23 protein-coding genes and 1 tRNA gene are annotated in these 26,800 nt (G+C 70.8%); 21 read left to right on the top strand and 3 right to left on the bottom strand.

All coding sequences use genetic code 11. The annotated features are described in order from the left end of the window. Positions 1 to 184: 184 nt before the first annotated feature. The 3 genes from RN743_RS01320 to RN743_RS01310 all read right to left on the bottom strand — a co-directional run bounded on the left by RN743_RS01320 (position 185) and on the right by RN743_RS01310 (position 3,833). Entirely contained in the window at positions 185 to 1,357 is a 1,173-nt protein-coding gene (locus RN743_RS01320; RefSeq protein ID WP_310775440.1) for a helix-turn-helix transcriptional regulator, read from the bottom strand. A 263-nt stretch (positions 1,358 to 1,620) separates the two neighbouring features. Beyond that, entirely contained in the window at positions 1,621 to 2,340 is a 720-nt protein-coding gene (locus RN743_RS01315; RefSeq protein WP_310775438.1) for a thioredoxin domain-containing protein, read from the bottom strand. After that, positions 2,337 to 3,833 carry an aminotransferase class I/II-fold pyridoxal phosphate-dependent enzyme gene (locus tag RN743_RS01310; RefSeq protein ID WP_310775436.1) on the bottom strand — a complete coding sequence of 499 codons (1,497 nt, stop codon included), beginning with the start codon at positions 3,831 to 3,833 and terminating at the stop codon, positions 2,337 to 2,339. Before RN743_RS01310 ends, RN743_RS01315 begins: the two co-directional genes overlap by 4 nt. A 37-nt stretch (positions 3,834 to 3,870) precedes the next feature. On the opposite strand from RN743_RS01310, the gene RN743_RS01305 reads away from it, so the two are divergent. The 21 genes from RN743_RS01305 (at position 3,871) to pth (ending at position 26,727) form a co-directional block, all read left to right on the top strand. Then, positions 3,871 to 5,865 (top strand): AAA domain-containing protein, encoded by a 1,995-nt coding sequence (locus RN743_RS01305; RefSeq protein ID WP_310775434.1) that lies wholly within the window; start codon positions 3,871 to 3,873, stop codon positions 5,863 to 5,865. A gap of 880 nt (positions 5,866 to 6,745) precedes the next feature. Continuing rightward, on the top strand, positions 6,746 to 7,180 hold the full coding sequence (dtd, locus tag RN743_RS01300; protein ID WP_343218972.1) for a D-aminoacyl-tRNA deacylase: 435 nt from the start codon (positions 6,746 to 6,748) through the stop codon (positions 7,178 to 7,180). Between the two features lie 2 nt (positions 7,181 to 7,182). Further along, a complete protein-coding gene (locus tag RN743_RS01295) occupies positions 7,183 to 7,680 on the top strand; it encodes a TIGR00725 family protein (RefSeq protein ID WP_310775430.1) in 498 nt (165 codons plus the stop codon). After that, positions 7,677 to 8,063, top strand: coding sequence for a hypothetical protein (locus RN743_RS01290; RefSeq protein ID WP_310775428.1), 387 nt, complete (start codon positions 7,677 to 7,679; stop codon positions 8,061 to 8,063). The genes RN743_RS01295 and RN743_RS01290 overlap by 4 nt, the downstream gene beginning before the upstream one ends. Positions 8,064 to 8,310: 247 nt before the next feature. After that, positions 8,311 to 9,399 (top strand): recombinase RecA, encoded by a 1,089-nt coding sequence (gene recA, locus RN743_RS01285; protein WP_310775426.1) that lies wholly within the window; start codon positions 8,311 to 8,313, stop codon positions 9,397 to 9,399. Positions 9,400 to 9,521: 122 nt separating this feature from the next. Further along, positions 9,522 to 10,070, top strand: a complete 549-nt coding sequence (locus RN743_RS01280) for a regulatory protein RecX (protein WP_310775424.1) — start codon at positions 9,522 to 9,524, stop codon at positions 10,068 to 10,070. Continuing rightward, positions 10,067 to 12,751 (top strand): alanine--tRNA ligase, encoded by a 2,685-nt coding sequence (alaS, locus tag RN743_RS01275; RefSeq protein ID WP_310775422.1) that lies wholly within the window; start codon positions 10,067 to 10,069, stop codon positions 12,749 to 12,751. The genes RN743_RS01280 and alaS overlap by 4 nt, the downstream gene beginning before the upstream one ends. Before the next feature lies 1 nt (position 12,752). Beyond that, positions 12,753 to 13,109 carry a hypothetical protein gene (locus tag RN743_RS01270; protein WP_310775420.1) on the top strand — a complete coding sequence of 119 codons (357 nt, stop codon included), beginning with the start codon at positions 12,753 to 12,755 and terminating at the stop codon, positions 13,107 to 13,109. Continuing rightward, on the top strand, positions 13,106 to 13,888 hold the full coding sequence (locus RN743_RS01265) for an SDR family NAD(P)-dependent oxidoreductase (RefSeq protein ID WP_310775418.1): 783 nt from the start codon (positions 13,106 to 13,108) through the stop codon (positions 13,886 to 13,888). Before RN743_RS01270 ends, RN743_RS01265 begins: the two co-directional genes overlap by 4 nt. Positions 13,889 to 13,895: 7 nt before the next feature. Next, positions 13,896 to 15,269, top strand: a complete 1,374-nt coding sequence (locus RN743_RS01260) for a hypothetical protein (protein WP_310775416.1) — start codon at positions 13,896 to 13,898, stop codon at positions 15,267 to 15,269. Next, positions 15,262 to 16,710 (top strand): replication-associated recombination protein A, encoded by a 1,449-nt coding sequence (locus tag RN743_RS01255; RefSeq protein ID WP_310775414.1) that lies wholly within the window; start codon positions 15,262 to 15,264, stop codon positions 16,708 to 16,710. The genes RN743_RS01260 and RN743_RS01255 overlap by 8 nt, the downstream gene beginning before the upstream one ends. Continuing rightward, complete coding sequence (hflX, locus tag RN743_RS01250; RefSeq protein WP_310775412.1) at positions 16,707 to 17,993, top strand: GTPase HflX; 1,287 nt, start codon at positions 16,707 to 16,709, stop codon at positions 17,991 to 17,993. The genes RN743_RS01255 and hflX overlap by 4 nt, the downstream gene beginning before the upstream one ends. A 45-nt stretch (positions 17,994 to 18,038) precedes the next feature. Beyond that, on the top strand, positions 18,039 to 18,794 hold the full coding sequence (locus RN743_RS01245; RefSeq protein ID WP_310775410.1) for a pyridoxine 5'-phosphate synthase: 756 nt from the start codon (positions 18,039 to 18,041) through the stop codon (positions 18,792 to 18,794). After that, the gene (locus RN743_RS01240; RefSeq protein WP_310775408.1) at positions 18,791 to 19,840 is read left to right on the top strand and encodes a lysylphosphatidylglycerol synthase transmembrane domain-containing protein; all 1,050 of its coding nucleotides are present in this window, start codon (positions 18,791 to 18,793) and stop codon (positions 19,838 to 19,840) included. Before RN743_RS01245 ends, RN743_RS01240 begins: the two co-directional genes overlap by 4 nt. Positions 19,841 to 19,868: 28 nt before the next feature. After that, positions 19,869 to 20,840: a hypothetical protein gene (locus tag RN743_RS01235; protein ID WP_310775406.1), complete on the top strand. Its 972-nt coding sequence runs from the start codon at positions 19,869 to 19,871 to the stop codon at positions 20,838 to 20,840. Between the two features lie 108 nt (positions 20,841 to 20,948). Beyond that, positions 20,949 to 21,019, top strand: a tRNA-Gln gene (locus tag RN743_RS01230). 17 nt (positions 21,020 to 21,036) lie between these two features. Further along, positions 21,037 to 23,184 (top strand): thioredoxin domain-containing protein, encoded by a 2,148-nt coding sequence (locus RN743_RS01225; protein ID WP_310775404.1) that lies wholly within the window; start codon positions 21,037 to 21,039, stop codon positions 23,182 to 23,184. Positions 23,185 to 23,231: 47 nt separating this feature from the next. Further along, complete coding sequence (locus RN743_RS01220) at positions 23,232 to 24,299, top strand: mechanosensitive ion channel family protein (RefSeq protein WP_310775402.1); 1,068 nt, start codon at positions 23,232 to 23,234, stop codon at positions 24,297 to 24,299. 183 nt (positions 24,300 to 24,482) lie between these two features. Further along, positions 24,483 to 25,448, top strand: a complete 966-nt coding sequence (locus RN743_RS01215) for a ribose-phosphate pyrophosphokinase (RefSeq protein WP_310775399.1) — start codon at positions 24,483 to 24,485, stop codon at positions 25,446 to 25,448. 19 nt (positions 25,449 to 25,467) lie between these two features. Beyond that, the gene (locus tag RN743_RS01210; protein ID WP_310775397.1) at positions 25,468 to 26,124 is read left to right on the top strand and encodes a 50S ribosomal protein L25/general stress protein Ctc; all 657 of its coding nucleotides are present in this window, start codon (positions 25,468 to 25,470) and stop codon (positions 26,122 to 26,124) included. A 33-nt stretch (positions 26,125 to 26,157) separates the two neighbouring features. After that, positions 26,158 to 26,727, top strand: a complete 570-nt coding sequence (gene pth / locus RN743_RS01205; RefSeq protein WP_310775395.1) for an aminoacyl-tRNA hydrolase — start codon at positions 26,158 to 26,160, stop codon at positions 26,725 to 26,727. Positions 26,728 to 26,800 lie beyond the last annotated feature (73 nt).

Below are 26,800 nucleotides of genomic sequence, written 5' to 3'. Positions count from 1 at the left end.
GTCATCTGCGTATGTGCCGCCCTCGTAACCCGGTCGCTGGTATCGTGCGTCACCACCGACGATGGTTACGGGCACGGCGCCCGCGTGACTACTCCCCAATTTTGGGGGTATGCCCCCCTATTTTAGGGGGTGAGAGGCAAAGCCTATCTGCCTGCAAACGAACTTTTTACGGGCTGTCAGAGGATCACGGGCGGGTCCCGCCAAAGCCCTCCAGGGACAGGACTCGCCGCACCAGGTCCACCTGCCGCGAGATGCCCTGCTTGCGGTAGATCTGCTTCACGTGCCACCGAACGGTCGCTTCCGTGCGCCCGATTCTGCGCGCGATGTCCTGCACCGTCCGTCCGGCGGCCAGCTCGACGGCCAGTTCGCTCTCCATCGACGTCAGGTCCAGAGCGGCCGCGACGTGGACCGGATCGATCAGGGAGCGGCCGGCGGGATCCACGACGAGGACCATCGCGCCGAGTCTGCGCGTTCTGAAGTGCGGATAGTCATCGCCCAGGGGCGTGAAGTGCAGGGCCAACCTTTTTGGGGGAGAGGAGGACGGCGACGTGACCGTCATCGAGCCGGCGGAGCCCTGCACTCCCCAGGGCGGCAGGGCGAGTCCCAGCAGGCGAGACAGTTCGGCGTGTTCGTCCGGCAAGCGTGTACGCAGGAACCCGTCCCGGTCCATCAGGGCATCGCCCTCCCGCAGGATTTCCAGCGCCCGGTCGTTCGCCCTCATGATCCGGCCGCGCCGGTCGAGATGGATGACGCCGAAACGCGGGGTGGCGAGCAGTTCCATCATGGTTGTGCCCGTGAGGTTCGCTTCGGAGAGTGCGTGGCTCACGAGCGCAAACTGGCGAATGTGCGGCTGGAGTCGCTGGATCAGGCGGATCTGATCGGAGCGCCAGCCTCCCCGCTCAACGGGATCGCCGACGATCCATATGACGGCATTCAGGCCCTTCGTGCCCTTCAGCCGCATGTTGAGGCCCTGCTGCATCCTGGCTTCGAGCAGCATCTCGTTGTAGGCGGGCGACGTCTTCTTCTCCGCGGCCGCGTACAGATCGCCCGTGGGCACCAGGCGCCCGTACGCCTGCCGAGCGATGCGCGGGATCCGTTCGTCTTCGGGCCAGTAGTCCTCGAAATACCTGCGCTCCCAGTCCTTGCGGCGCTGGCCGTGAAGGGAGATCCGAATGAGGTATGCCGTCCCGTCGGCCTGAGACGTCCCGCTGAACAGCCCCAGGCCGCTGCTGCTCGCACCGCTGATTTCAGCGATCAGGCGATCCGTCTCGGGCCACCGCGCTTCGTCGAGAGTGGTCGCATGCAACGACGCAAGGATGCGGTCGAACGAACCGTCTGGAGATTTGTTTGCGCGCACCGTCGCCCTCGCCCGCTCCGCATGCACATACAGATCGCTCTACTACGCATACATGTTACGCCTTCGGCCGCGTGCAGGGACCCCCCAATTTTGGGGGCTTGCACCTGGTTTTGGGGGGAGATTGTGAGCGGATCCACGGCCCCCGGGCGTAATACGGCACCATCGCGGCGGCGGCGGCGGAGGTTTTCGGGCCCGGAAGAACTGCCGCCGCCGGGTTGGGCGGCGAGCGTGAAGCGGGGCCGGCGGCGGAGTGGCGAAGACGCCTACTGCGGTTGGGTCTCGCCGCCCTTGAGGACGAGCAGGGTGTCGATCGCGGAGGAGAAGGTGCCGAAGTCGGCGGCGCCTCGAAGCGCCACGCTGTCGCCGAGGATGAAGTAGGGCGTGCTCGAGATCCCGGCCTGCGTGACGCTGGTGTAGTCGCGCAGCACGAGCGGGGCGAGCGTGCTGTTCCGCACGCAGGAGCCGAACGACTCGGGGTCGATGTCGATCTCCTCCGCGTACCCGACGAACAGTTCGTAGGGATCCGCGGCGCCGCTCCACTCGTCCTGGCGCTCGAACAGGATGTCGTGCATGGGCCAGAACTTGCCCGTGGCCCCCGCGCAGTACGCCGCTTCCGTCGACACGAAGGCCTCCGCATGCCCGGGGTTCGCGTAGGCGATCCACAGGTAGCTGACCTTGCCCTGGGAAATGTAGGCGCTGTCGATCTTCGTCAGCGTCTGCTCGTGGAACTGCCGGCAGTAGGGGCACTGGAAGTCGGAGATCTCCACCACGCGGACGGGCGCCCCCTCCTCCCCCTTGATGCGGCTGCGGTCCGCGCGTTCGCGGGCCACCTGGGCGTCGGGCGGGACGATGGAGCGTTCCTGCGTGCTCCCGGCCTCGGCCTCGGCCGCGCAGCCAGCGACCACGAGGACGATGCCGGAGAGCAGGCCGGCAACGGCTGCGAAAGGTCCGAAGCTGGGTCCGAAACGGAATCTGGCGTTCAACCCGGTTCTCCCGGTGAGAGGTCGGCGGCGGCCCGGTGGAGCGCCTCGAGCGCGTCGTCGAGGTGGCGTTCCTCCGTGTGAACGCTCCCGACGGACAACCGTACAGTATAACGCCCGTCGAGTTCGGTGTGCGAGAGAAACGAGCGTCCACCTGCATTAACCCGGGCGAGGATGTCGCGGTTCCACCGCTCCTCGCCCGCCGGGTCGCCCTCCCGCGCGGCCCGGAAACAAACGGTGCTGAAGGAGACCGGCGCGGCGAGTTCGAACACGCCCCCCTCGGCGAGCCGCGCCGCCGCCGCTTCGGCCATCGCGATGTGTCGCCGCATCGTCTCGGCCAGCCCGTCCGTCCCCACGCACCGGAACAGCACCCACAGCTTGAGCCCGCGGAAGCGGCGGCCGAGCGCGAGGCCGATGTCCATGAGGTTCGTCTCGTCGTCCTCCGATTCCAGGTAGGTCGGCGTCAGCGCGAGCGAAGCCCGGAAGGGATCCGCGTCGCGGTACAGGAGGACGGAACAGTCGAGCGAGGTCCCCAGCCACTTGTGGGGGTTGAGGACGATGGAGTCCGCCGCCTCCCAGCCGCGGAACAGGGCCCGCTGCTCGGCGACCATGGCCGCTGGCCCCGCGTACGCGGCATCCACGTGGAGCCAGACGCCGTGCCGGCGGGCGATGGCCGCCACCTCCGCGACGGGGTCGACGCTCGCCGTCGAGGTCGTGCCGATCGTCGCGCACACCATGGCGGGACGAATCCCGCCTTCGATGTCCTCTCCGATGGCGGCCTTCAGTGCGTCCGGGCGCATGCGGAAGGCGTCGTCGGTCTCGATGCGGCGGACGGAGCCTCGGCCGAGTCCGGCGGCGATGGCGGATTTCTCCACCGAGGAGTGGGATTGTTCGGACGTGTAGACGGCGAGGGCCGGACCGCCGGGGAGTCCGTCGTCCCGAACCCCGTCCCCGGCGCGCTCGCGCGCGGCCAGAAGCGCCGTGAAGGTGGCGGTCGACGCCGTGTCGAAGATCAATCCCGTGAAGGTGTCGGGGAGGCCGACGGCCTGCCGCAGCCAGTCCACCGCGGTCCGCTCGACCTCGGTCGCGGCGGGGGAGGTTCGCCACAACATTGCGTTCACACCGACGGCGGCGACGAGGAGTTCCGCCACGATGCTCGGTGCCCGCGTGGAGCTCGAGAAATAGGCGAGGAAACCCGGATGATTCCAGTGGGTGAGACCGGAGGCGATGTGCTCGTCGAAGTCGGCCAGGATGCGCTCGAAGGGTTCGGGGGAGCACGGCGGCGCCTTGGCGAGCGCGCGGCGCACGTCGCCCGGCGCGACGTCAGGGAGGACCGGCCGTTCCTCGATCCGCTTCCGGTAGTCGACGGTCCAGTCCGCCGCGCGCCCGAGCGCCGCGCGCAGCGCCTCGCCGCTCCAGTCCCCGGCTGTCGCATCGGCGGCAGCCTCCGCGTCGGCGGTGGTCTCGGGGTTCGCTCGATCGATGTGGTCCGGCATGCAAACTCCTGACTCCCGGGAGTCGTTGTGGCTTCTGTTGGCGGATCTCCGCGGCGCGATCGAGGAGGAGATCGAGGCGGTCGCGGCCGACCTCGCCCGCCGCCGTCTGGACCGGCCGATTCCGGCGCTCTCCGGACGCCTGCGGGGAGAGGTGGGGACCGGGTACCGCTACGCCTTCCAGATCGCGGGGGGAACATACGACATTCGCGCCGACGACCGCGTGCGCATCCACACCGGCGGGCGGGACGCGCTCGGCGTCGTCCACCGTTTCGACCGCACGCTCGGGCTTCTGCAGGTCGTGAGCCCGGAGTGGCTTGGCGAACGCCTCGACGGCGCCGAACTGGAGTTCGATCCCACGTGGCTCCTGCAGGAACTCTCCACGCGCCTGGCCGAGGTCGGTCAGGACCCGGAGGACTACTTCCCGGACACGGTGCTCGGGGTCTTCGGCCGGCTGCCCCCGCGCCTCGGCCGGGAATCGCCGCGCCTGGACTCGTCGGGTGACCTGAACGCGCCGCAGCGGGACGCCCTGGAACGGGTGCTGGGAAGCAGCGCCCAACTCGTCTGGGGTCCGCCGGGGACCGGCAAGTCCCGCCTCGTGGCGCGCGCCGCGCTCGAACTCGCGCTCCGCGGCCGGGTGCTCGTGGCGGCGACGACGAACGGGGCCGTGGACGAGATCGCGCGCCGCCTCGCCTCCATCGCCGACCCGGCCATGCTCGCACGCGACCGCATCATCCGCGTAGGGTTCGACCTCGGCGCCTCGCCGGACTCGCGCATCGACCTCGGCGCGGCGCTGGCGCGGCGGATCGAGGGCGGCGCCGGCGGCGTGGACCGCACGCTCGTGGAGCAAGAGGGGCGGCTTGGGGCCCGTCCGGCGGCCGGGGCGCGCGACGGGGCCCCCGCCCTCAACCCCTACGCCCGCGCCGGACGCCTGCTCGCGCTCGCGCGCTCGCGCAGCGATGCGGAGTCCGCCCGCGACCTGGGCCGCGTCATGCTCGAGATCGCCCGCCAGGCGGAACGCGTGCTGGAAGAGGCGGACATCGTCCTCACCACCTTCGCCCGGCTCTCGATCCGGGAGGAACTCCGCGAATTGCGGTTCGAATCCCTGCTCATCGACGAGGCGAGCACGGCGCCGCTCCCCTATGTGGCGTTCGCCGCCTCGAGGGTCGCGGGCCCCGCGATCGCCGTCGGCGACTTCCAGCAGCTGCCCCCGGTCGTGTCGAGCGCGGCCCCCGCGGCCATGCGCTGGCTGCGGACGGATCTGTTCCGGGAAGCGGGCGTCGTGGGCGGGGCGGGGGCCGGCGACCCTGCGGAGGCCGCCGGCGGGCCGGGCGCCGTCAGCGCGCTGCCCTCCCCGAAGGACGGGCTGTGCGCGATGCTCGACCTTCAGTACCGGATGGCGCCCGACATCCGCGAATTGGTGAGCGAGTTCTTCTACGGCGGACGGCTCCGGGACGCACCGGAGATCGCCGAGCGCGCGGCGGAACGGGCGGCGGGGAGCGCTGCGGAGCGGGCCGCCCTCACCGTGCTCGACACGAGCGGCCTCGATCCGCGGGTCGAACGGGTGGACGGCTCACGCCGGAACCGCGCCCACGCCGAGGCCGTGGCGGACTTCCTCGGCGCCGCGGCCCGCGACGGGGTCCGGGACATCGCGGTGGTCTCCCCCTACCGCGCCCAGACCCGCCACCTGAACGATCTCATCCGCCGCCGGCTCGGTCGCGCCGCGCCGGCCGATCTCGAAGTCAGCACGATCCATCGCTTCCAGGGGCGGGAGAAGCGCCTCGTCCTGATCGACACGGTGGACGCGCCTCCCGGCCGCAGCTGGTTCCTCGACGAGCGCCGAAACCGCGACTTCCCCCGCCTCCTCAACGTCGCCCTCTCCCGAGCCCGCGAACGCCTTGTCATCGTCGCCACCGTTGCCGGCCTGCGCCGCACCCTGCCCCCCGAAGCCCTCCTCAACCGCCTCCTCGCCCAGGTCCAGCGAACCGGCTCCCGCATCGACGCCACTCCCACCGACCTCTGGAGCGGAGGCTGACTGGAAGCCGCCCAAAATCCGGTTTTTTCCCGCGGATCGGTACGGGGAATGGCGATTCAATCGATGAATTTTTGAAAAAAATGCAACTCGCAACGGTTCGAGGTTGACGACCCAAAAAAATCTTTTTAGAATCAGGGCGTGCTAAGGGAGGCGGCACCGACCGACCGGAGGGTCGAGGCCGATGACCGCACCGCGAGTTGCCCGACGCGAGATCGCGAAACCGGGGCGCGAGCCCCGGGCCTGAGGGAGCGGAGTTCCGGCGACGGAACGAAGCGATCGAGGGAAGAGGGATCGAGCACAGCTGGTTGGGCAGACGGTACCAGGCTCGCGGAGAGGTTCTGGAAGACCGCGCAAGCTACCAGGACCGGGCGGTAGTTGGCCGTAAACAAGCCTCCTTGCTCAGCCCCTGACACCTTCGGGTGGCCAGGGGCTGAGTGCATCTACCCACCTCTTCGCTTGCTCGCGGCCTCCGGCGTTCCCCGCTCGGCGAGGCTCGCGGGCGTCCTGCGGATCGTTCTCCGATCACGGCGACCGGGCCGGGCGCTGGACGCTCCTTCACGCTCCTTCACGCGCTCCTTCACGCTCCTTCACGCGCTCCTTCCGCTCGTATCCCGGCTGGCGGCCGAGGCGGCGCCGTCCTGACCGGAGAGGGCCGGCCCACGCGGGGGCGGCGTGTCTTGTTTTTTTCAAAAAAATGATGTCCAAAAACTGTGGATATCTTGTCCAAATAACGTGGATTTTGAAATCGGCCACCCGCTCGACCGCCGGCGGAGTCGCCCGGGACCGAGCGCTGTCGCATCTTTTCGTCGTTCACCGCTTTTGGCGTGCTGTGGAAAACCGGCGTGGCGCGAAAGGCCGGGTCGGCAACGGGACGACGCTATTGCGAGTCGTGATTCAGCGAGTCAGCCAGGCCCGCGTCCGGGTCGGAGGCGAGGTTGTGGGGGAGATCGGCTCCGGCCTCGTCGTGCTGGCGGGTTTCGCCCCGAACGACTCCGAGGGGACGATGGCCTGGATGGCGGACAAGCTCTGGGACCTGCGCCTGTTCGCGGACGCCGCGGGCCGCATGAACCGCTCCGCCCGGGAGGTCGGAGGGGCGCTGCTGATCGTGTCCCAGTTCACGCTGTACGGAGATGCGAGGAGGGGTCGGCGCCCGTCCTTCACGGGGGCCGCGCGGCCGAACGAGGCCCGGGCGCTCTACGCTCGCTTCGTGGAGTTGTGCCGGAGAGGCGGCGAGGTCGCCGAGGGGGAGTTCGGAGCAATGATGGAGGTGGAACTGGTCAACGACGGCCCCGTGACCCTGCAGCTCGAGCGGTGACGGTGCGACCGCTGCGGATCGGCGTCATCGGCTCGGGAGCCGCGGCGCCGGCGGAGGCGGGCCTGGCCCATGCCGTGGGGGTCGCCCTCGCCCGCGCCGGGGCCATCGTCGTGTGCGGCGGCATGGGCGGCGTCATGCGGGCGGTGGCGGACGGAGCTTCCTCGGAAGGGGGGACCGTGGTGGGGATTCTGCCCGGTGGGGACCCGCGGGCGGCGGCGGACGGTGTCACCATCCCTATCGCCACCGGACTCGGAGAGGCGCGCAACGTCATCGTGGCACGGGCCTCCGAGGCCGTGGTCGCGATCGCCGGCGAGTGGGGCACGCTCAGCGAGGCGGCCTTCTGCCGGAAGTTCGGCGTGCCCGTGATCGGCCTCGCGTGTTCGCTGCCCGAGGGTGTCGTCGATGAGACGGCCGAGGACGCGGCGGAAGCGGCCGCGCGGGCCGTCGAGCTCGCGGCGGCGCGGCGGGAGGGACGTACGCCAAGTGAGGTGAACGAGTGACCGGGTTCATCCTCTTTGGGGTCATCCTCGCGGTGCTGCTGGGCACGATCATCTGGGCGGCGATCCGGTCCGGCGAAGACACGGGCGCGTCGCTCGGCGCCGCGGAGCGACGCGACGCCGCCATCGAGGCGCTCCGCGATCTCGAACTGGAGTACCGCACGGGCAAGCTCCAGGAGGAGGAGTACCGAGCCACGCGGGCGCGCCTGGAGCGCACGGCCCTCGACGCCCGGGACGCCGCCGCCCGGGGACCCGCAGAGGCTCCTGCCCCGGAGCCCCGGGAGCTCCCGGCTTCCCCCCGCCCATGCCCCGAATGCGCCGCGTCACTGACCGGCGACGAAGCCTTCTGTCCCGCCTGCGGAATCGACCTCGTCCCCCGCGCCTGACGCCCCCGCCGCAGCCCCAGGCGAGCCCGCCGACCCTACCGTCGGCCTCGCTCTCTTGAGCCCCCGTTGAGACGTGGCTCCATCCTGATTCTGGACGGCCGGACTTCGCGATTCGAGCAAAACCGAAGAAATTGCGAAAGGTCATCCGGCGTGGTATTGTCAACCTCCGCTGCGGCGGGTGATCGACTCCCCGTCATCGGCCCGGCGGGCCCCTCGGAAATCGGGAGAGCGTGTAATGGGTGTGGAGATGGATCGGGAACAGAAGAAGGCGTTGTCCGTGGCCCTCAACCAGATCGAACGGGCCCACGGCAAGGGAGCCATCATGCGGCTCGGAACCGAAGGGGCGCGGGTGCGGATCCCCGCCATTTCGACGGGGGCGATCAACCTGGACCACAGCACCGGGATCGGCGGCATTCCGAGGTCGCGCGTGACCGAGATCTTCGGTCCCGAGTCCTCCGGCAAGACCACCCTCACCCTCCACGTCATCGCCAATGCGCAGAAGGACGGCGGCGTCGCGGCGTTCATCGACGCCGAGCACGCGCTCGACGTCGGGTATGCGCAGAGACTGGGCGTCGACATCGAGAACCTGCTCGTGTCGCAGCCCGATACGGGCGAACAGGCGCTCGAGATCGCCGAGGTGCTCGTCCGGTCCGGCGCGCTCGACGTCATCGTCGTGGACTCGGTGGCCGCGCTCGTGCCGCGGGCCGAGATCGAAGGCGAGATGGGGGATTCGCACGTCGGCCTTCAGGCGCGGCTGATGTCGCAGGCCCTCCGCAAGCTCACGGGTGCGATCGGGCGCTCGAACACCGCCGTGATCTTCACGAACCAGATTCGCGAGAAGATCGGCGTCATGTACGGGAATCCCGAGACCACGACGGGTGGCCGGGCGCTGAAGTTCTACTCCTCGCTCCGACTCGACATCCGCCGGATCGCCTCCATCAAGGAGGGGAACAACCTCGTCGGGAGCCGGACGCGCGTGAAGGTCGTCAAGAACAAGTGCGCGCCGCCGTTCAAGCAGGCCGAGTTCGACATCATGTTCAACCAGGGCGTGAGCCGGGAGGGTCTGCTCGTGGACATGGGCGAGAGCATCGGCATCGTGAGCCGCGCGGGCGCCTGGTACTCGTACGGCGGCGATGTCCGGCTCGGGCAGGGGCGCGAGAACTCGAAGACCTTCCTGCGCGAGAACCCGGACATCGCGGAAGAAATCGAGGCCCGGATTCGCGAAGAACTCGGGATGACGATCCCTGAACCGGAGGCGGCCGAGGCTGCGGCGGAAGCGGGCGCGGCAGAGCCGAAGAACTCCCGGCCACCCCCGAAGCAGGCCACCGGCCGCTGAATTCCGGCCACGACCGCCACACAACCGGGGAGATCACCGACCTCGTCCCGGTCAAGCGCCGCTCCGGCTGGACCGAGGTCCAGTTGGACGGCGCTTCCCTCTGTCGGCTTCGGGACGAAGACGTGCACCGACTGCGGCTCGATGTCGGGATTCGGCTCGAGTCCGCGGAACTCGAAGCCGTCCGGGCCGCGGGCGGGCGCGCCGAAGCGATGTTCGTCGGGCTGCGCTACCTTTCCGTGCGTCCGAGGAGTCGCCGGGAAACGGAGCGCCGGCTGCGGCGGGACCGGATCGACCCGGCGGCGATTCAACACGCACTGGAACGTCTCGCGGCGCTGGGGTATCTCGACGACGCGCAGTTCGCTGCCAGCTTCGCGCGGGACCGTATCCGGCTCCGGCCCTGTGGAACCCGTCGCATGCAGTCCGACCTTCTCGCCCGGGGTGTGTCGCGGGAGGATGCGGACCGCGGCATCCGCGAAGCGATGGCGGAGGAAGGCGCGACGGAGGAGGCGCTGCTCGAGCGCGTGGCGACGGCCCGGGCGCGGAGGCTGACCGGGGCGGACCCGACGAAAGCGCGTCGGCGGCTGTTCGACTACCTGGCCCGGCGCGGGTTCGCAGCGAGTCGCATCCGGGCGTGGATCGAGGTCAACTGGCAGGCTGAGGATACACGATGAAGGCGGACGAACTCCGGCGGAGTTTCATCTCCTACTTCGAGCGGCAGGGGCACGAGCATCGGCCCAGCGGCCCGCTCGTCCCCGCTGATGACCCGACCCTCATGTTCACGAACGCCGGGATGGTGCAGTTCAAGGGCATCTTCACGGGAGAGACGGAGCGCCCGAGTCCCCCCCGCGCCGTCACGTCGCAGAAATGCCTCCGCGTGAGCGGCAAGCACAACGACCTCGAGGAAGTGGGGCGGACCGCGCGCCACCACACCTTCTTCGAGATGCTCGGGAACTTCTCCTTCGGCGACTACTTCAAGCGCGACGCGATCGACTTCGCCTGGGAGTGGGTGACCGAGGATCTCGGCCTGGAGCCCGGCCGCCTGTGGGCCACGGTCCACCACGACGACGATGACGCCTTCGACCTCTGGCTGAAGCGGACCTCGATCCCGGAATCGCGGATCCGGCGCATGGGGGACAAGGACAACTTCTGGCAGATGGGCGACACGGGTCCGTGCGGCCCCTGCTCGGAACTGCACTACGACCTGCGGACGGAGCGCGACGACCGCATCACCGACGCGCAGTTCGAGGCGGCGGGCGAGGCGGACCGGATCATCGAGTTCTGGAACCTCGTGTTCATGCAGTTCGACCGCGCGCCGGACGGGACGGACACGCCACTCCCCGCGCCTTCGATCGACACCGGCGCCGGACTCGAACGGATCGCGGCGCTGCTGCAGGGCGTGGGCACCAACTACCACACGGACCTCTTCCTCCCGATCATCGAGGCGGCGGAGGAGGGGCTCGGGATCGAGTACTCGCGGGCGCCCGAGGACTGGGACGACGGCGTCGCCTTCCGCGTCCTGGCGGATCACGCCCGGGCCGTGGCGTTCCTGCTCGCCGATGGCGTCTTCCCGTCGAACGAGAAGCGCGGATACGTGCTGCGCCGGATCCTGCGCCGGGCGGTCCGGCACTACTGGCTGCTGGGCCGGCGCGACCCGCTCCTGCACGACCTCGTAGGCGTCGTCGCGGACCGCATGTCGGCCACCTTCCCGGAGTTGGAGACGCGGCGGGAGCACCTGCTCTCCACGACGCGGGCGGAGGAGGAACTCTTCCTCTCGACCATCGAGGGCGGCATGCGCGAGATCGACCGCGCGATGCCGGAGGGAGGCTCGGGCACGGTCGAGGGTGGCGTCGCCTTCAAGCTCAAGGACACCCACGGTATCCCCGAGGACCTCACCGGCCTCATCGCCCGCGAGCGCGGCTACGACGTGGACTGGAAGGGCTTTGACGAGGCGCTGGAAGCCCAGCGCGCCCGCTCGCGCAGCGTCGTCGAGTTGAAGGGTGGCGTCACCGCCGCCGTCGGGTTTGGGGGCAGTCTCAGGGTCACCCCGCCGGGCGGGGACGCGAAACAGGAGTTCGTAGGCTACGGGAGTCTCGATATCGAGACGGACTGCCGGCGGTGGTCCGCCGACGGGCGACACGCGTTCCTGCTCGAGCGGAATCCCTTCTACCTGGAGAGCGGCGGGCAGGTCTCCGACACCGGGCGCGTCATCGGGGACGGTTGGGCAGTCGACATCTCCGCGGTGTGGGGCGCGGACGGGCGGACCGTCGTCGCGGGGTCGCTGGCCGAGGGCTCGCTTCCCGGGGCGGACGGCGTTGTCGAGGACACGGTGCTCGCGCGGGTGGATCCGGCGCGGCGCGAGACGGAGCGGAATCACACGGCGACGCACCTGTTGCACGCCGCGCTCCGCAACCGGCTGGGCGAGCACGTGCAGCAGGCCGGCTCGCTCGTGGCCCCGGATCGGCTGCGCTTCGATTTTAGCCACAGGGGTCCGCTGACCCCCGAGGAACGGGCGGACATCGAAGCGGAGGTAACGGAGGCGATCCTCGGTAATCACGACGTCGACGCGTCGGAGCGGGGCTACGACGAGGCGATCGCGGCTGGGGCCATGGCCCTCTTCGGCGAGAAGTACGGGGACATCGTCCGCGTGATCGAGGTTCCGGGACTCAGCCTGGAGCTGTGCGGCGGCACCCACGTCCGGACGACGGGCCAGATCGGGACGTTCCGGCTCGTGTCCGAGACGGGCGTCGCGGCGGGCATCCGGCGCATCGAAGCCTTGACGGGGCAGGGGGCATACCGGCGCGAAGTGGAACGAGACCGGCTCCTCGCCGAACTGGCCGCGCGGCTGCGCTGCCAGCCGGGGGACCTGGCGGCCCGCATGGACCGTCTCCTCGAGGAACGCGACGCGCTCGCCGAGGAGGTTCGCGGACAGCGGGGAGATGCGGCGGAGCGACAACTGGAGACGCTGCTCGCTCGCGCGGTTGCAGCGGGCGCGGAGGACGCGAACGGGGCCCGCTTCGTGTCGGGGCGCCTGGAGGTGCCCGCAGGCACGGACCTCGGCGCGCTCGGCGATCGCCTGCGCGGCGGAATGGGGTCGGGCGCCGCCGTCGTGCACGTCGTGTTCCAGGACGAGGACCGCCACGCGTTCATCTCCGTCGTTTCCGACGACCTCATCCGGCTGGGCGTGAAGGCGGGGGACCTCGTCCGCGTGTCGAGCCGGGCGACGGGTTCTGGCGGCGGCGGCGGCGCCCGCTTCGCGCAGGGGGGCGTGGGCGATCCGTCGCGAACGGACGACGGGCTCGGAGCGGCCCGGGCCTGGGCGTCCGAGCGGGTGCCCGCCCTGTCCGGTGGCTGACGTGCCGGGCGAATCCGGCCCTCTCACGCTCGAGACGTGGCTCGCGGGGCGGCTCGATAGCGCGCCGCCGGAGCTGGCGGAAGCGGTGTGGCCGCTGGTTCGAGGGCGCCTGGCCGACGGAGAGGACGGGCTCGTCCACGCGGCGCTCGATGCGCTGGCTGTCGCCGCGGAGGGGGAAGCGACCCGCGCCGAGGCGGTGACCCTGCTCGCCGCGGACGCGATCCTCACTTACGCGCTCGAGGCGGCCGCGGATCCGGCCCTGGGGGGAAGCGCCGCGCGGGCGAGCCGACTCGCCCGGCGGGCGGGTCCGGGCGGGTTGATCGGCAAACGATTCAACGAGGGGGAGATGACGGAATGACAGCGACGGTGCCGGGGTTGCCCGGTCTCGCGGGCAAGCGCGTGCTCGTTACCGGTGGCTCGCGCGGGATCGGACGCGCCACCGCGCGGTGCCTCGCGGCGTCGGGCGCGTCCGTCGGTATCGCCTACCACCGGGCGGAAGCCGACGCGCGGCGGGCGGTCGAGGAGGCGTACGCGCTCGCCCCCGACGGGCGCCACTGGTGCGCCGGCGCGGATCTGGCCGAGCCCGCCGAGTGCCGGACCCTGTTCGAGTGCGCGGACGCCGAGTTCGGCGGACTGGACGGGTTCGTCGGCAACGCCGGCATCTGGAACGTGGACGCGCGGCCCATCGAGTCGCTCGAGGCGGACGAGTGGCGACACATGATCGAGACCAACCTCACGTCGATCTACGCGGGCACGCGCGAGGCGGCGCTTCGCATGCGGCCGGACGGAAGAATCGTCCTCGTCTCCTCCACGGCGTCCCAGCGGGGTGAGGCGGAGCACAGCCACTACGCCGCGTCCAAGGGGGCGATCAACGCGTTCTGCAAATCGGTCGCGACCGAACTCGGCCCAAGGTCGATCAACGTGAACGCCGTCGCCCCCGGCTGGGTCGACACGGACATGTCGTCGCCGGCGCTTCAGGGAGAGGCCGGCCGCGCCGCGCTGGCCCTCATCCCGCTCGGCCGCGTCGCAACGGCCGAAGACATCGCCGGACCCATCTGCTTCCTCCTCTCCGACGCGGCGCGGCACATCACGGGCGAGATCCTCAACGTGAACGGCGGCAGTGTGCTGTGCGGCTGAGAATGCCGTGAGCGCGATCGATCCGGGCCGATTCTCCCCGCCGCCCGGGTTCTCCCGCACCGCGGAACGGCTCGAGGCCGCGGGCTTCGAAGCCTGGGCCGTGGGCGGCGCGGTCCGCGATGCCTACGTCTCCCAGATCGGAGGGACGCCTGCCCGACCCGAGCCGGCATGGGAGGACCTGACAACGGACGCGCGGCCCGATGACGTCATGCGCCTCTTCCGGCGGACGGTCCCGGTCGGCGTGTCGCACGGGACCGTCAAGGTTCTCGATGGGGACGATGGGTACGAGGTGACGACCTTCCGGCGCGATGTCGAAACGGATGGCCGCCACGCGCGGGTGGCCTTCGCCGATTCCATCGACGACGACCTGAGCCGCCGGGACTTCACGGCGAACGCCATCGCCTGGCGGCCCGCCTCGGACGAGTTGCGCGACGAATGGGGCGGCGCGGAGGACATCGAAGACGGGATCCTGCGCGCCGTCGGTGAACCCGAAGCGCGCTTCCGCGAGGACTATCTGCGCGTCCTGCGCGGCTTCCGCTTCGCGGGACGCTTCGGGTGGGCGGTGGAGGCGCGCACGGACGAAGCGATGCGGGAGGCGGTGGGCGGCCTGTCCGGGCTGTCGGCCGAGCGCGTGCGGGAGGAGCTGCTCAAGGTCATGGCCGACCCGAAGCCGTCGGCCGCGCTGGAGCTGTACGCTGACTGCGGGGCGCTGGGCCACTGGTATCCGGAGCTGGTCGGGCTCGCGGCGGACGGCGACGCGTGGAGGTCCGCGCTCGGCGCCGTCGATGCGGCCCCGGCGCAGGCCCCGAATGTGCGCGTCGCGAGCTTGCTCGTGTGCGGGTCCGAAACGCCGGAGGGGCGGGCCGAGGCGGCCGAGTCGCTGCTCTCGCGGTTGAAGTTCTCCAACGCGGACCGGCGCTACCTCGCCCGGCTCGCCCGGCTTTATCTCCCCTTCGTCGGGGCGCTGGACTCGGCGGCGGAGCACCGGCGCTGGCTCGCCTCGGTCGGCGACGCGTGGGAGGACCTGTTCGAACTCCACTTCGCCGTCGCACGCGCGGCGGGGGAGACGCTCGCGGAGCGCTACCTGGAGGCGACCCGGGAGCGCGTCCGGGAAGAACGCGCGGGCGACCCGGCGCTCGACCTGGCGGGTCTCGCGGTCAAGGGAGACGACCTCCTTGCGCTCGGCATGTCGCCGGGTCCGCTCGTTCGGCTGCTGCTGGAGGAGTTGCTCGAACAGGTCATCGAGGACCCCGGCCGTAACGACCACGAGACCCTCCTCGAAGAGGCCCGCCGGCTGATCGAGATCGGCTCGCTCGCCGAGGCGTCCCGGCCGCGCGACGTACCCCCGGCCGCCAACGGGCTGCCCGGCGCCGATGACTGACGAGCCGAGCCTGTTCGCCGGCGTGGAACCGCCCGCCGCCCGTCCCGGCGCCCCTGCGGATGCGGGCGGGCCGGGGGACGCCGGGGCTCCGGACGCCGGCCTGGCCGACGCGCCGCTCGCCGCCCGCATGCGGCCGCGGACGCTGGAGGCGTTCGTCGGGCAGCCGAAGCTCGTCGGCGAGGGCCGGCCGCTACGCCAGCTCATCGAGAGCGGACGCGTTCCCAGCCTCATCTTCTGGGGCCCGCCGGGCACGGGGAAGACCACGCTCGCCGGGCTGCTGGCCGGCCGGATGGAAGCCGCGTTCGTCCCCTTCTCCGCCGTGACCGACGGCATCCCCCGCGTCCGCCGCGTGCTCGAGGAGGCGAAGGCGCGCCGCGCCGCCACCGGCCGCGGCACCGTTCTCTTCGTCGATGAGATCCACCGCTTCAACCGGGCGCAGCAGGACGCCCTCCTTCCGCACGTCGAGCGCGGCGCCGTCACCCTCATCGGGGCCACGACGGAGAACCCCAGCTTCGAGGTCGTGGGCCCGCTCCTCTCGCGTACCCGCGTCTTCGTCCTCGAGCCGCTGGCGCCGGAGGATGTCGCGGAGATCTGCGCCCGGGCGCTGCGCGACCGGGAGCGCGGACTCGGAGCCACGGGTCTCTCCATCGAGGAGGACGCCCTGGCCCGGCTCGGCATCGAGTCGGACGGAGACGCCCGCCGCGCCCTCAACGCGCTCGAGACGGCGGCGGACCTGGCCGGCGTCGCCGGCGCCCCCGCGATCTCCGCGGATCACGTGGCCGCGGCGCTGCAGAAACGGTTCGCGCGCTACGACAAGTCGGGCGAGGAGCACTTCAACCTCATCTCCGCCCTGCACAAGGCCGTGCGCGGCTCGGACGCGGACGCCGCGCTCTACTGGCTCGCGCGGATGCTGGACGGCGGCGAGGACCCCATGTACCTGGCGCGGCGCATCGTGCGCATGGCCGCCGAGGATGTCGGACTCGCGGATCCCGGCGCGCTGGCGGTTACGATCGCGGCGCGCGACGCGTACCACTTTCTCGGCAGCCCCGAAGGAGACCTGGCGCTGGCGCAGGCGGTGACCTACCTGGCGATCGCCCCGAAGTCGAACGCGGTCTACCGGGCGTTCGGCGGCGCAGCCCGGGCGGCGCGCGAAACGCCGGCCGAGCCCGTCCCGTTCCATATCCGGAACGCGCCCACGCGGCTCATGAAGGAACTCGGGTACGGATCGGGGTATCGCTACGATCACGACGAGGCAGACGGCGTGGCCGCCCAGTCCTACCTTCCGGAGTCGCTGCGCGGAGGCCGCTGGTACGATCCGGCGGGGCGCGGCTGGGAAGCGGAGGCGAGGCGCAGGCTCGAAGCGATCCGCGCCAGCCGGGCGCGGGCGGCGGCGGAAGTGGCGGGGGCCGAGACCATGGAGGAGGATCGATCGACAGAGTGAGGTCGGACGAGGCGACGGAACGCGCGGTGCTCGTGGGGGCGCCGCCGCGCGACATGCCCCAGGAGACGGTGGACGAACACCTCGAGGAACTCGCCCGTCTCGCCGGGACGGCGGGAGCCGATGTCCGGGGCGCCGTCGTCCAGCGGCTGCGCACGCCGAACGCCTCGACCTACATCGGCAAGGGGAAGGTCGAAAGCCTGGGGCGGGCGCTCCGGGAGCACGACGCGACGCTCGCCATCTTCGACGAGGAACTCACGCCGGCCCAGGGCGCGAACCTCGAAACCGCGCTCGGCGTGCGCGCGCTCGACCGGACCGAACTCATCCTCGACATCTTCGCGCTCCGGGCCCGGACCTCGGAAGCGAAGCTCCAGGTCGAACTCGCCCAGCTTCAGTACATGCGGACACGGTTGAAGCGGATGTGGACCCACCTCTCGCGAGAGGGCGGAGGCATCGGCGCGCGCGGGCCCGGGGAGCAGCAGATCGAAACCGACCGCCGGCTCATCGACCGGCGCCTGGCCCGGCTGCGGCGCAAGCTCGACCACATCGCGCGGGCGCGCGTCACGCAGCGCCGGGCGCGGAGCGAGCAGTTCACCGTGGCGCTCACGGGCTATACGAACGCGGGCAAGTCCTCCATCCTGCGCGCGCTGTCGGGCTCCGACGTCTTCGTGGAGGACCGGCTGTTCGCGACGGTGGACTCGGCGACCCGGGTTTGCGATCTCGAAGGTCCGGGCCCGATCCTCCTCACCGACACGGTCGGGTTCATCCGGAAGCTGCCGCACCATCTCGTGGCGTCCTTCCGGGCGACTATGGAGGAACTCGCCGAAGCGGACCTCCTCCTGCACGTGATCGACGCCTCGTCGCCGAGCCGGGACGAGCAGCGCGAGGCCGTGGAGGAGGTGCTGGCGGAGGCCGGCGTGGCGGACCGTCCCGTGATCGAGGTCTTCAACAAGATCGACCGGCTCACGCACGAGGAGGAGCGGGCGCTGCGCGAGCGGGCCGCGGCGGACGGTCGGCCGCACGTCCTGACCTCCGTCGTGGAGAGGGGCGGGCTGCAGCCGTTGCGCGAGGCCCTTCAAGCCGCGATGAGGGCCCGCCTCGAGACGGTGCGGGTGAGCCTGCCGGCCGGGGACGGCGCGCGGCTCGCCGAGGCGTACCGGGAGGGCGAGGTGCTGGAGCGCGCGTACGAAGCGGGGTGCGTGGTCATCGTGGCCCGCGTGCCCGCCGGAGTGGCCGGCCGCTGGCGCGAGAGCGGCCTGGTCGTGGAGCGGGCCGACGCCGCCTGACGCGGCGGACGGTCGAGCCGAAAACGGGAGCACCGGGAGCACATCATGGCGAACAGCAGCTTCTCGCATCTGGTCGATTGCCGGCTCTGCGTGAACATCGATCACGTGGCGACCGTCCGGCAGGCGCGCGGCACGGACGAGCCCGACCCGGTGCGGGCCGCCGTCCTCGCCGAACTCGGGGGCGCGAACGGGATCACCGTGCACCTCCGCGAGGACCGCCGGCACATCCAGGACCGTGATGTGGAACTCCTGCTGGCGACCGTCCGCACCTTCGTCAACCTCGAACTCGCGGCCGAGGAGGAGGTGCTCGCCCTCGCCGAGAGCTGGCGCCCGGCTCAGGCCACGCTCGTGCCCGAGAAGAGGGAGGAACTGACGACCGAAGGCGGGCTCGACCTGTCCGTCGATCCCGCCCGCATCGCCGCCGCCGTGGCGCGGCTCCAGGACGCCGGGATCCGCACGTCGCTTTTCATCGACCCCGATCCCGCCTCCGTCGACGCCTCGGCCGAGGCGGGTGCGGCGGCGATCGAACTTCACACCGGCGAATACGCCAACGCCCCGGACCGGGCGAGCGCCGACCGTGAACTCTCGCGGCTGGAGGAGGCGGCGATGCGGGCCGAGGGCGCCGGCCTCGCGGTGCACGCCGGACACGGGCTCACCTACGAGAACGTCCAGCCGGTGGCGGCGATCCTGGAGTGCGAGGAACTCAACATCGGCCACTCGATCGTGAGCCGCTCCGTGCTCGTGGGGATCGAACGCGCGGTGCTCGAGATGTCGGAACTCGTGCGCGAGGCGCGCGGGTGAGAGGCCGTCTCACAGTCCTCGTCGGCGCCCTCGTCTCCGTCGCGCTTCTGGTCTGGGCGCTGCGGGGCGTCTCGGCGGCCGAACTCCTCCGACACCTGGGCGAGGCGAACGTCTGGCTGCTCATCGCTGCGACGGTCGTGGCCACGCTCACCTTCAACCTCCGCGCGATACGGTGGGAGATCCTCCTCCGCGCCTCGAACGGAAGTCTGCCGTTCGGTTCGCGCTACGCGGCCGTGTGCATCGGCTTCATGGCGAACAACGTCCTGCCCGGCCGGCTCGGAGAGTTCGTCCGCGCCTACTCGCTGTCGCGGATCACCCCGGTGCCCCTGAGCGCCGCGCTCGCCTCGCTCGTCGTGGAGCGCCTGCTCGACGCAATCGTCCTCATGGTGTTCCTCGTCCCCGCCTTCTTCATCGTCGGGGTGGACGAAGCCGCCTCCGGGACGCTGCGGGACCTGTTCACCCTGGGGGTCGTCCTCGTCTCCGCGAGCCTGCTCGCGCTCGCCCTCCTCGTCCGCTCGCCGGACCGCTTCCTCCGGCTGGCGGCCAGGTGGTCCCGCCGGGTCGCGCCCGACCGCGTCGCCAACCGCATCATGGACGTGCTCTCCGCGTTCGTGGACGGCCTCGGGGCGCTGCGCCACGCGCACGTCTTCGCCCGCGCGATGCTGTGGTCGTTCGCCGTCTGGGCCTGGAACGCCGCCTCGTTCTATCTCGGGTTTCTCGCCTTCGGCATCGTCGGCCCGGGGTTCCTCGGCGCGCTCGTCCTCCAGACGACGATCAGTTTCGCGGTCGCGATCCCGTCCACGCCGGGGTTCTTCGGACCGTTCGAGGCGGCCGCCCGCGTCGCGCTCGAACTCCACCAGATCGAGCCCGCGAGGATCATCAGCTTCGCCGCGGGCTACCACATCCTCACCTTCCTGCCCATCACGGTGCTGGGGATTTGGTACATGCGGCGCCTCGGAATCAGCCGCCGCGAACTGGGGCGGAGCGAGGCCCCGGGCCCGGAGACGTCGACCCCGGAGACTTCGGCCCCGGAGGCCTCGGCGTGACGAGCGCCGCAGAGGGGACGAGCGAGGGGTGACGGGAGTCGGAGAGGTGGCGGGCCTCGGGGAGACCGGGACGGCCGAAGCGCACGCGAAGGTCAACCTGCGCCTGCGCGTGTTCGCCAGGGACGAAACGGGCTTTCACGGCGTCGAAACCCTGCTCGCCCGCACAAGCCTGTCCGACACGGTGACCCTCTCAGCGGCCGGGCCCGCGCGGGGCCGGCCGGGGGGCGCCGAACCGGAGGGCGCTGAGTCGGAGGGCGCCGGGCGCGGCATCACCCTCTCCGTCGATGGACCCCTGGCCGATGGCGTCCCCGATGGTCCCGACAACCTGTGCCGGCGGGCGGCGCAGCGGTTCTTCGAGCGGGCCTTCGGCAGGCGGACGTGGCCCGCGGTGCACATCCGCCTCACCAAGCGAATCCCCATGGGGAGCGGGCTCGGCGGCGGGAGCGCGGACGCCGGCGCGACGCTGCGCCTCCTCGCCGCCCGCTGGCCCCGGTTGGAGACGCGGGAACTCGTGGAGCTTGCGGGCGAGATCGGCAGCGACGTGCCCTTCGCGCTGATCGGCGTGCCGATGGCGCTGGGCTGGGAGCGCGGCCGCCGCCTCCTCCCGCTCCGCCCCCCGCGCCCCCGTCCTGCGCTGCTCGTCTGCGCCGGCATCCACGTTTCCACGCCCGAGGCGTACGGCTGGCTCGGCCGCGGGGACGAGGACGTCGGCGCCGCCTCCGTCCTTCCGGGCGCGACGCGGATGGCGGAGTGGGACTCCCTCGAACGCCTCGCCCGAAACGACCTCGAAGCTCCCGTCCTCGCCCGGCATCCGGAACTGTCGGAACTCCTCGACGGGCTTGGGTCGTGCGATCCGGCGCTGGCCGCGATGACGGGATCGGGCTCGACGCTGTTCGCGATCTTCCGCGACGAGGCCGAGCGCGCCCGCGCCCGCCGAACGCTGGCCGCCTCCGAAGGCGCCGAAGGCCCCCGGATCCTGGATGTCGCACTCCCCGTCTGAGGCCGGTCGGAGGCCGAGCCGGCGCTCAGGCCGGGTCCAGGCGGGGTCCACGGGAGGCACCGGCGCGGTTTGACGCCGCTCGCCGGATCGCGCCATCTTCGGCGCCTCTGGCCCCTCGTCTAATGGCAAGACACCGGCCTTTGGAGCCGATGATCCAGGTTCGACCCCTGGGGGGCCAATCCCATGTCTAATTTCCATGCCTGATTCCGGCCCCCGCCCCAACCGACTTGCGCGGGAGAAGAGTCCCTACCTTCTCCAGCACGCCTTCAATCCCGTGGACTGGCTTCCGTGGGGGGAAGAGGCCTTCGCGCTCGCCCGTGCCGAGGACCGCCCGATCTTCCTCTCCATTGGGTATGCGACCTGCCACTGGTGCCACGTCATGGAGCGCGAGTCCTTCGAGGATGAGGATGTGGCCGCGCTCCTCAACCGGGACTTCGTGCCGATCAAGGTGGACCGCGAGGAACGGCCGGACATCGACGGCGTTTACATGACGGCGTGCCAACTCATGACGGGGCAGGGGGGATGGCCGCTCACGATCGTGATGACGCCGGACAAGCAGCCCTTCTTCGCCGGCACCTATTTTCCGCGCGAGAGCGTGGCGGGGCGGGCGGGGATGCTGGATCTGCTGCCGCGGCTCGCGTCTGTGTGGCGTGAGCGCCGGGCGGATGCGGAGGCGGCCGGGGCTTCGGCTCTGGCCGCCATCCGGGAGGTCGAGGTCCGCGGGCTCGGTTCCGGGGAGGGCGCGCTCGACGAGGAGACGCTCCGCCGCGGCTTCAGCGACCTGCGGGCCCGCTTCGACCCCCACCAGGGAGGGTTCTCCCGGGCTCCGAAGTTCCCGGCACCGCATCAACTCCTCTTCCTCCTGCGCTGGAGCGACCGCACGGGCGACCGGCGCGGCGTGGAGATGGTGGAGAAGACGCTCGTCTCCATGCGGCGGGGAGGCGTCTTCGACCACGTCGGGTACGGTTTCCACCGCTACTCGACGGACGCCCGCTGGCTCGTCCCCCACTTCGAGAAGATGCTGTACGACCAGGCGCTGCTTGCCATGGCGTACACGGAGCTGTGGCAGGTGACGGGCGACGAGGCGCACCGGAGGGTGGCCCTCGAGATCTGCGAGTACGTGGCGCGCGACCTCACGGACGCGGAGGGCGGCTTCCATTCGGCGGAGGACGCGGACAGCGAGGGGCGCGAAGGGGCGTTCTACGTGTGGACCCGGGACGAGTTCGACGAAGTGATGACGCGGGCGCTGGGGGAGGAGGCGGCCGGGCTCGCGCGACGCGCCTTCGGGGTCGAGGCGCGCGGAAACTTCGCCGACGAGGCGTCGGGGCTCCGGACCGGCGAGAACATCCTGCACGCCGCGGAAACGCCCGCCGACATCGCGGCGGCGCTGGGGGAGGACGCCGGCCGCGTCGAGGAACGGCTGGAGGAGGCGCGCCGCGTCCTGTTCAAGCAGCGGGAGACGCGGGAGCGCCCGCTGCTCGACGACAAGATCCTGACGGACTGGAACGGGCTCATGATCGCGGCGCTGGCGCGGAGCGGCCTCGCCTTCGGCGACGAAACGCTCGTCGGCGCGGCGGCGCGGGCGGCGGACTTCATCCTCCGGCAGTTGCGCGACGCCGAGGGACGGCTCCTCCATCGCTACCGGGAGGGGGACGCGGCGATCCCCGCGGGCGCGGCGGACCACGCCTGCCTCATCTGGGGGCTGATCGAGCTGTACGGGGCGACGTTCGACCCGCGCTGGCTCCGCGCAGGGCGCGACCTGCTCGACCCGCTCCTGGAGCGGTTCTGGGACCCTGAGCGGCTCGGCGTGTTCAACGTGGACGCGGCGCAGCGCGACGTGCCGGTCCGGCAGAAGGAGCTGTACGACGGCGCCACGCCCTCGGCCAACGCCACGACGTGGTACGTGCTCCTCAGGCTGGGCCGGCTCACGGGCGACCTCGACCTCCTGGACCGGGCGGAGTCGCTGCGCGGGGCACTCGCCGGCCCCGTCGGCGGTGCCCCCTCCGCGCACACGATGTCGCTCGTCGCGCTCGATCTCGCGCTGGGCCCGGCGCAGGAAGTCGTCGTGACCGGCGACCCCGGCGACCCTGGCACGCAGCGCATGCTGGCTGCGCTCGCCGGCCGCTACGCGCCGCGCACGGCCGTCCTCTTCAAGCCGGCGGGCCGCCCCACCGATGCGTCCGAAGCGCCCGGCGGGACCGCCGGGGACCCGCTCGCGGAGGTCGCGCCCTTCACCGCGCCGCACGATCTGCTGGACGGGAAGGCGACGGCATACGTTTGCACCGGCTTCGCCTGCCGGCGTCCGACGACCAACATCCAGGAGATGATGGAACAACTCGCCTGATCTCCCGACGGCAACATCTCCCCATGACAGACACTGGAGTTCGAGGCATGGGCCTGGACCAGACGATCTACGGAAACACGCTTTCGACCTGGCTGCTCGCGGCCGGCACCTACGCCCTCACGACCCTCGCGCTGTGGCTTCTCGAACGCTATGCGCTGCGGGCGTTCGCGCGCTTCGCGAGCCAGACCCGCACCTCGCTGGACGATCTCGTCGCGGACGTGCTCGGCGAGACGAAGTTCGGACTCATCCTCTTCGTCGCGCTCTTCGCCGCCTCGCTCGTGCTCGAACTCGATACCGTCGTGGCGCTCGTGATTCGCCGCGCCGCGGTCATCGCCATCGTCGTCCAGGGCGGCATCTGGGCGAGCGCCGCGATCGCCTTCTGGGTGCGGCGGTTCGTGGACGCCACTGCGGGCGAGGACGCGGAGGCCGTGACCATGGTCGGGGCGCTCTCCTTCGTGGGCCGGCTCGCCGTGTGGTCCGTCGTCCTCCTCCTCATCCTCGACAACCTCGGCGTCGAAGTGGCGGCCCTGCTGGCGGGCCTCGGCATCGGCGGCATCGCCGTCGCCCTCGCGGCGCAGAACGTCCTCGGAGACCTGCTCGCATCGCTCTCCATCATCCTCGACAAGCCCTTCGTCATCGGCGACTTCCTCGTCATCGGCGAGTTCCAGGGGTCGGTGGAGCACATCGGTCTCAAGACGACCCGGCTGCGGAGTCTGGGGGGCGAGCAACTCATCCTCGGGAACAGCGACGTGATCAACACCCGCATCCGCAACCTGGGGCGCATGGAGGACCGGCGCGGCGCGCTGAAGATCGGCGTCACCTACGACACGCCGCGCGACCTCCTGGCGCAGATCCCCGGCTGGATCGAGGAGATCGTGGAGGCGCAGGAGGAGACTCGCTTCGACCGTTGCCACCTGTCGGGCTTCGCGGACTCCGCGATTGAGTTCGACACCATCTTCTACATGACCGTCCCGGAGTATGCCCGTTTCATGGACGCCAAGCAGGCGGTGCTGCTGGCGATCCACGAACGGTTCGATCGGCACGGCGTCGAATTCGCGTACCCGACGCAAGTCGTTTACACGATTCCGGGGCGCTCGACGTCGGACGCTCGTTGACAAAAACCCGCGTGAATCGATAGTCTGGGCGGCTGTCGCCCAGGGGTTCGGCCCCGCGGCGCATGGGTTCGGGACCCACACAGTTTCTCTTCCATTCCGGCAGGGTTCGCGCGCGCTGCATGCGCGCTGCATGCGCGCGGAGCGGCGAGCGCCGGAACCAGACCAGCGAGCCAGTCGACACGCATGGATACCACGGACTTCTCGTTCCATACGAGTCCGATCATGCTGCTTTCGGGTACGGCGAATCCCGCCCTCGCGCAGGGGATCGCCGACGTGCTCGGAGAGCGGCTGTGCGACGTCACGATCAAGCGGTTCGCCGATGGCGAGATCTTCGTGCGCATCGACGAGAACGTGCGCGGGCGCGACGTCTTCCTCATCCAGCCCACGAACCCGCCCGCGGAGAATGTGCTCGAACTCCTGATCCTGCTCGACGCGGCGAAGCGCGCCTCGGCGGCGAGGGTCACCGCGGTCGTCCCCTACTACGGGTACGGGCGTTCGGACCGGAAGGATCAGCCGCGCGTGTCGATCGCGGCGAAGCTGCTCGCGAACCTGATGACGGCCGCTGGCGCGGACCGCGTCCTCTCGATCGATTTCCACCAGCACCAGATTCAGGGCTTCTTCGACATCCCGGTGGACCACCTGTACGCGGCCCCCGTCTTCCGGCGCTACTACGAGATGAAGAAGCTGGACAACCTCGTCGTCGTCGCGACGGACGTGAGCGCGGCGAAGATGGCGCGCGGCTACGCCCGCCGCCTCGGAGGGGACCTCGCGATCATCGACAAGCGGCGTCCGGCGCCGAACGAAGCCGAGGTCTCGAACATCGTGGGCGACGTCGAAGGGAAGCACTGCATCGTGCCCGACGACATGATCGACACGGCCGGGACCATGGTGTCGGCCATCGAAGTGCTCAAGGAGCGCGGAGCGCTGGACATCTTTGTGCTCGCCACGCACCCGCTCTTCTCGGGACCGGCGCTCGAGCGCCTCGCTTCGGCCGACGTGAAGGAGATCACGGTGACGGACACCGTGCCGCTCGCTCCGGGGGTGCAGGAAGCGCTCCCGAACCTGACCGTGCTGTCGGTGGCGAGCCTCCTCGCGCAGGCGATCGAGAGCACGCACGCGAACACCTCCGTGAGCAAACTGTTCAAGTAAGAGCAAGTAAGAGAGAAAGATGACGAACGAATCCGTCAAACTGACGGCGCGGTCACGCACCACCTCCGGCAAGGGTGCCGCGCGGCAGCTTCGCCGTAGCGGCCAGTTGCCCGCGGTCGTGTACGGCCGCCGGGACGAAGCCGAGTCGCTGGCGCTGGACACGCACGAGCTTTCCCGGCTCCTGAGCCGGATCCACGCGGCCACGACGGTGATCGACCTCGAGGTCGACGGCGGCGAGCCGCGCCCGGTGCTGATCCGCGAGATACAGCGCCACCCGTATCGGCCGCAGTTCCTGCACGTGGATTTCTTCGAGATCCGCGCGGACGTGAAGATCCGGGTATCGGTTCCGCTCCACCTTCTCGAGACTCCCGCCGGAGTGGAGATGGGCGGGATACTCCAGCACCTCCGGCACGAAATCGAAGTCGAGTGCCTGCCGAACGAGATTCCGTCCGAGTTCACCATCGACGTGTCGGAGCTCGAGATCGGCGATTCGCTGAACGTCTCGGATGTCGATACGGGCGGGGTCGAGGTCCTCGACGACGAGGGGTTGACGATCTGCACCGTCGTGCCACCTGCCGTCGAGGAGGTCGAGGAGGAGGAAGAGGTCGAGGAAGTGGGAGAGGCGGAGGCCGAGGCTGCGGCCGAGGCCCCGGAGGACGAGGCGGAGGAGGGCTGAGCCGAACGGCCGGGGACCGATCCGCGGGGGACTGTGCGGCTGCTGCTGGCTCTGGGGAATCCCGGCGCGAAGTACCGGGACACGCGGCACAACATCGGCTGGTGGCTCGCCGACCGCCTGGCGCACCGCTGGGGCGGGAGCCCCTTTCGCGCGGACGGCCCCACCGCGTGGACGGTCGGGGCCGCGCGCCCCGGCGTCGAGATCCACAAGCCGCGGACGTACATGAATCTGAGCGGCGAAGCGGTGGCGGCGCTGCTGGGTCGTCGGCGCTTCGACCCGGCGGCGGACATGCTCGTCCTCGTCGACGATGTCGCGCTGCCGGCGGGTCGCTTTCGCCTGCGGGCGAGGGGGTCGCCGGGCGGGCACAAAGGGCTCGCTTCGATATCGGCGAGTCTAGGCTCCGACGACTACGGCCGCCTCAGGCTCGGCGTCGGGCGGCCGCCGGACGAGCGCATCGACCTGGCGGCCTGGGCGTTGTCACGGATGCCGCGGGCGGAGGAGGAGGCGGCGCTGGGCGCCTTCCCCCGTGCCGCCGAAGCGGTGGAGTACTGGCTGGACCATGGCTCGGAAGCGGCGATGAACCGCTTCAATCGTCCGGGGTGAATCCCCGCTGATCGAGGGATAGCCGCTGATCAGGGGATAGCGCTGATCAGGGGATAGCAGAGGGAGCAGGAAA

This window comes from Candidatus Palauibacter scopulicola, assembly GCF_947581915.1.
Classification (GTDB): Bacteria; Gemmatimonadota; Gemmatimonadetes; order Palauibacterales; family Palauibacteraceae; genus Palauibacter; species Palauibacter scopulicola.
This window is presented reverse-complemented; position numbering and strand designations above follow the sequence as displayed.

What these genes read in the sequence shown, in the direction of transcription:
- RN743_RS01310 (WP_310775436.1), bottom strand. Translation starts at nt 3,833, where the DNA reads ATGCCGGACCACATCGATCGAGCGAACCCCGAGACCACCGCCGACGCG.
- recA (WP_310775426.1), top strand. Translation starts at nt 8,311, where the DNA reads ATGGATCGGGAACAGAAGAAGGCGTTGTCCGTGGCCCTCAACCAGATC.
- alaS (WP_310775422.1), top strand. Translation starts at nt 10,067, where the DNA reads ATGAAGGCGGACGAACTCCGGCGGAGTTTCATCTCCTACTTCGAGCGG.
- RN743_RS01265 (WP_310775418.1), top strand. Translation starts at nt 13,106, where the DNA reads ATGACAGCGACGGTGCCGGGGTTGCCCGGTCTCGCGGGCAAGCGCGTG.
- RN743_RS01255 (WP_310775414.1), top strand. Translation starts at nt 15,262, where the DNA reads ATGACTGACGAGCCGAGCCTGTTCGCCGGCGTGGAACCGCCCGCCGCC.
- RN743_RS01245 (WP_310775410.1), top strand. Translation starts at nt 18,039, where the DNA reads ATGGCGAACAGCAGCTTCTCGCATCTGGTCGATTGCCGGCTCTGCGTG.
- RN743_RS01225 (WP_310775404.1), top strand. Translation starts at nt 21,037, where the DNA reads ATGCCTGATTCCGGCCCCCGCCCCAACCGACTTGCGCGGGAGAAGAGT.
- RN743_RS01220 (WP_310775402.1), top strand. Translation starts at nt 23,232, where the DNA reads ATGGGCCTGGACCAGACGATCTACGGAAACACGCTTTCGACCTGGCTG.
- RN743_RS01215 (WP_310775399.1), top strand. Translation starts at nt 24,483, where the DNA reads ATGGATACCACGGACTTCTCGTTCCATACGAGTCCGATCATGCTGCTT.
- RN743_RS01210 (WP_310775397.1), top strand. Translation starts at nt 25,468, where the DNA reads ATGACGAACGAATCCGTCAAACTGACGGCGCGGTCACGCACCACCTCC.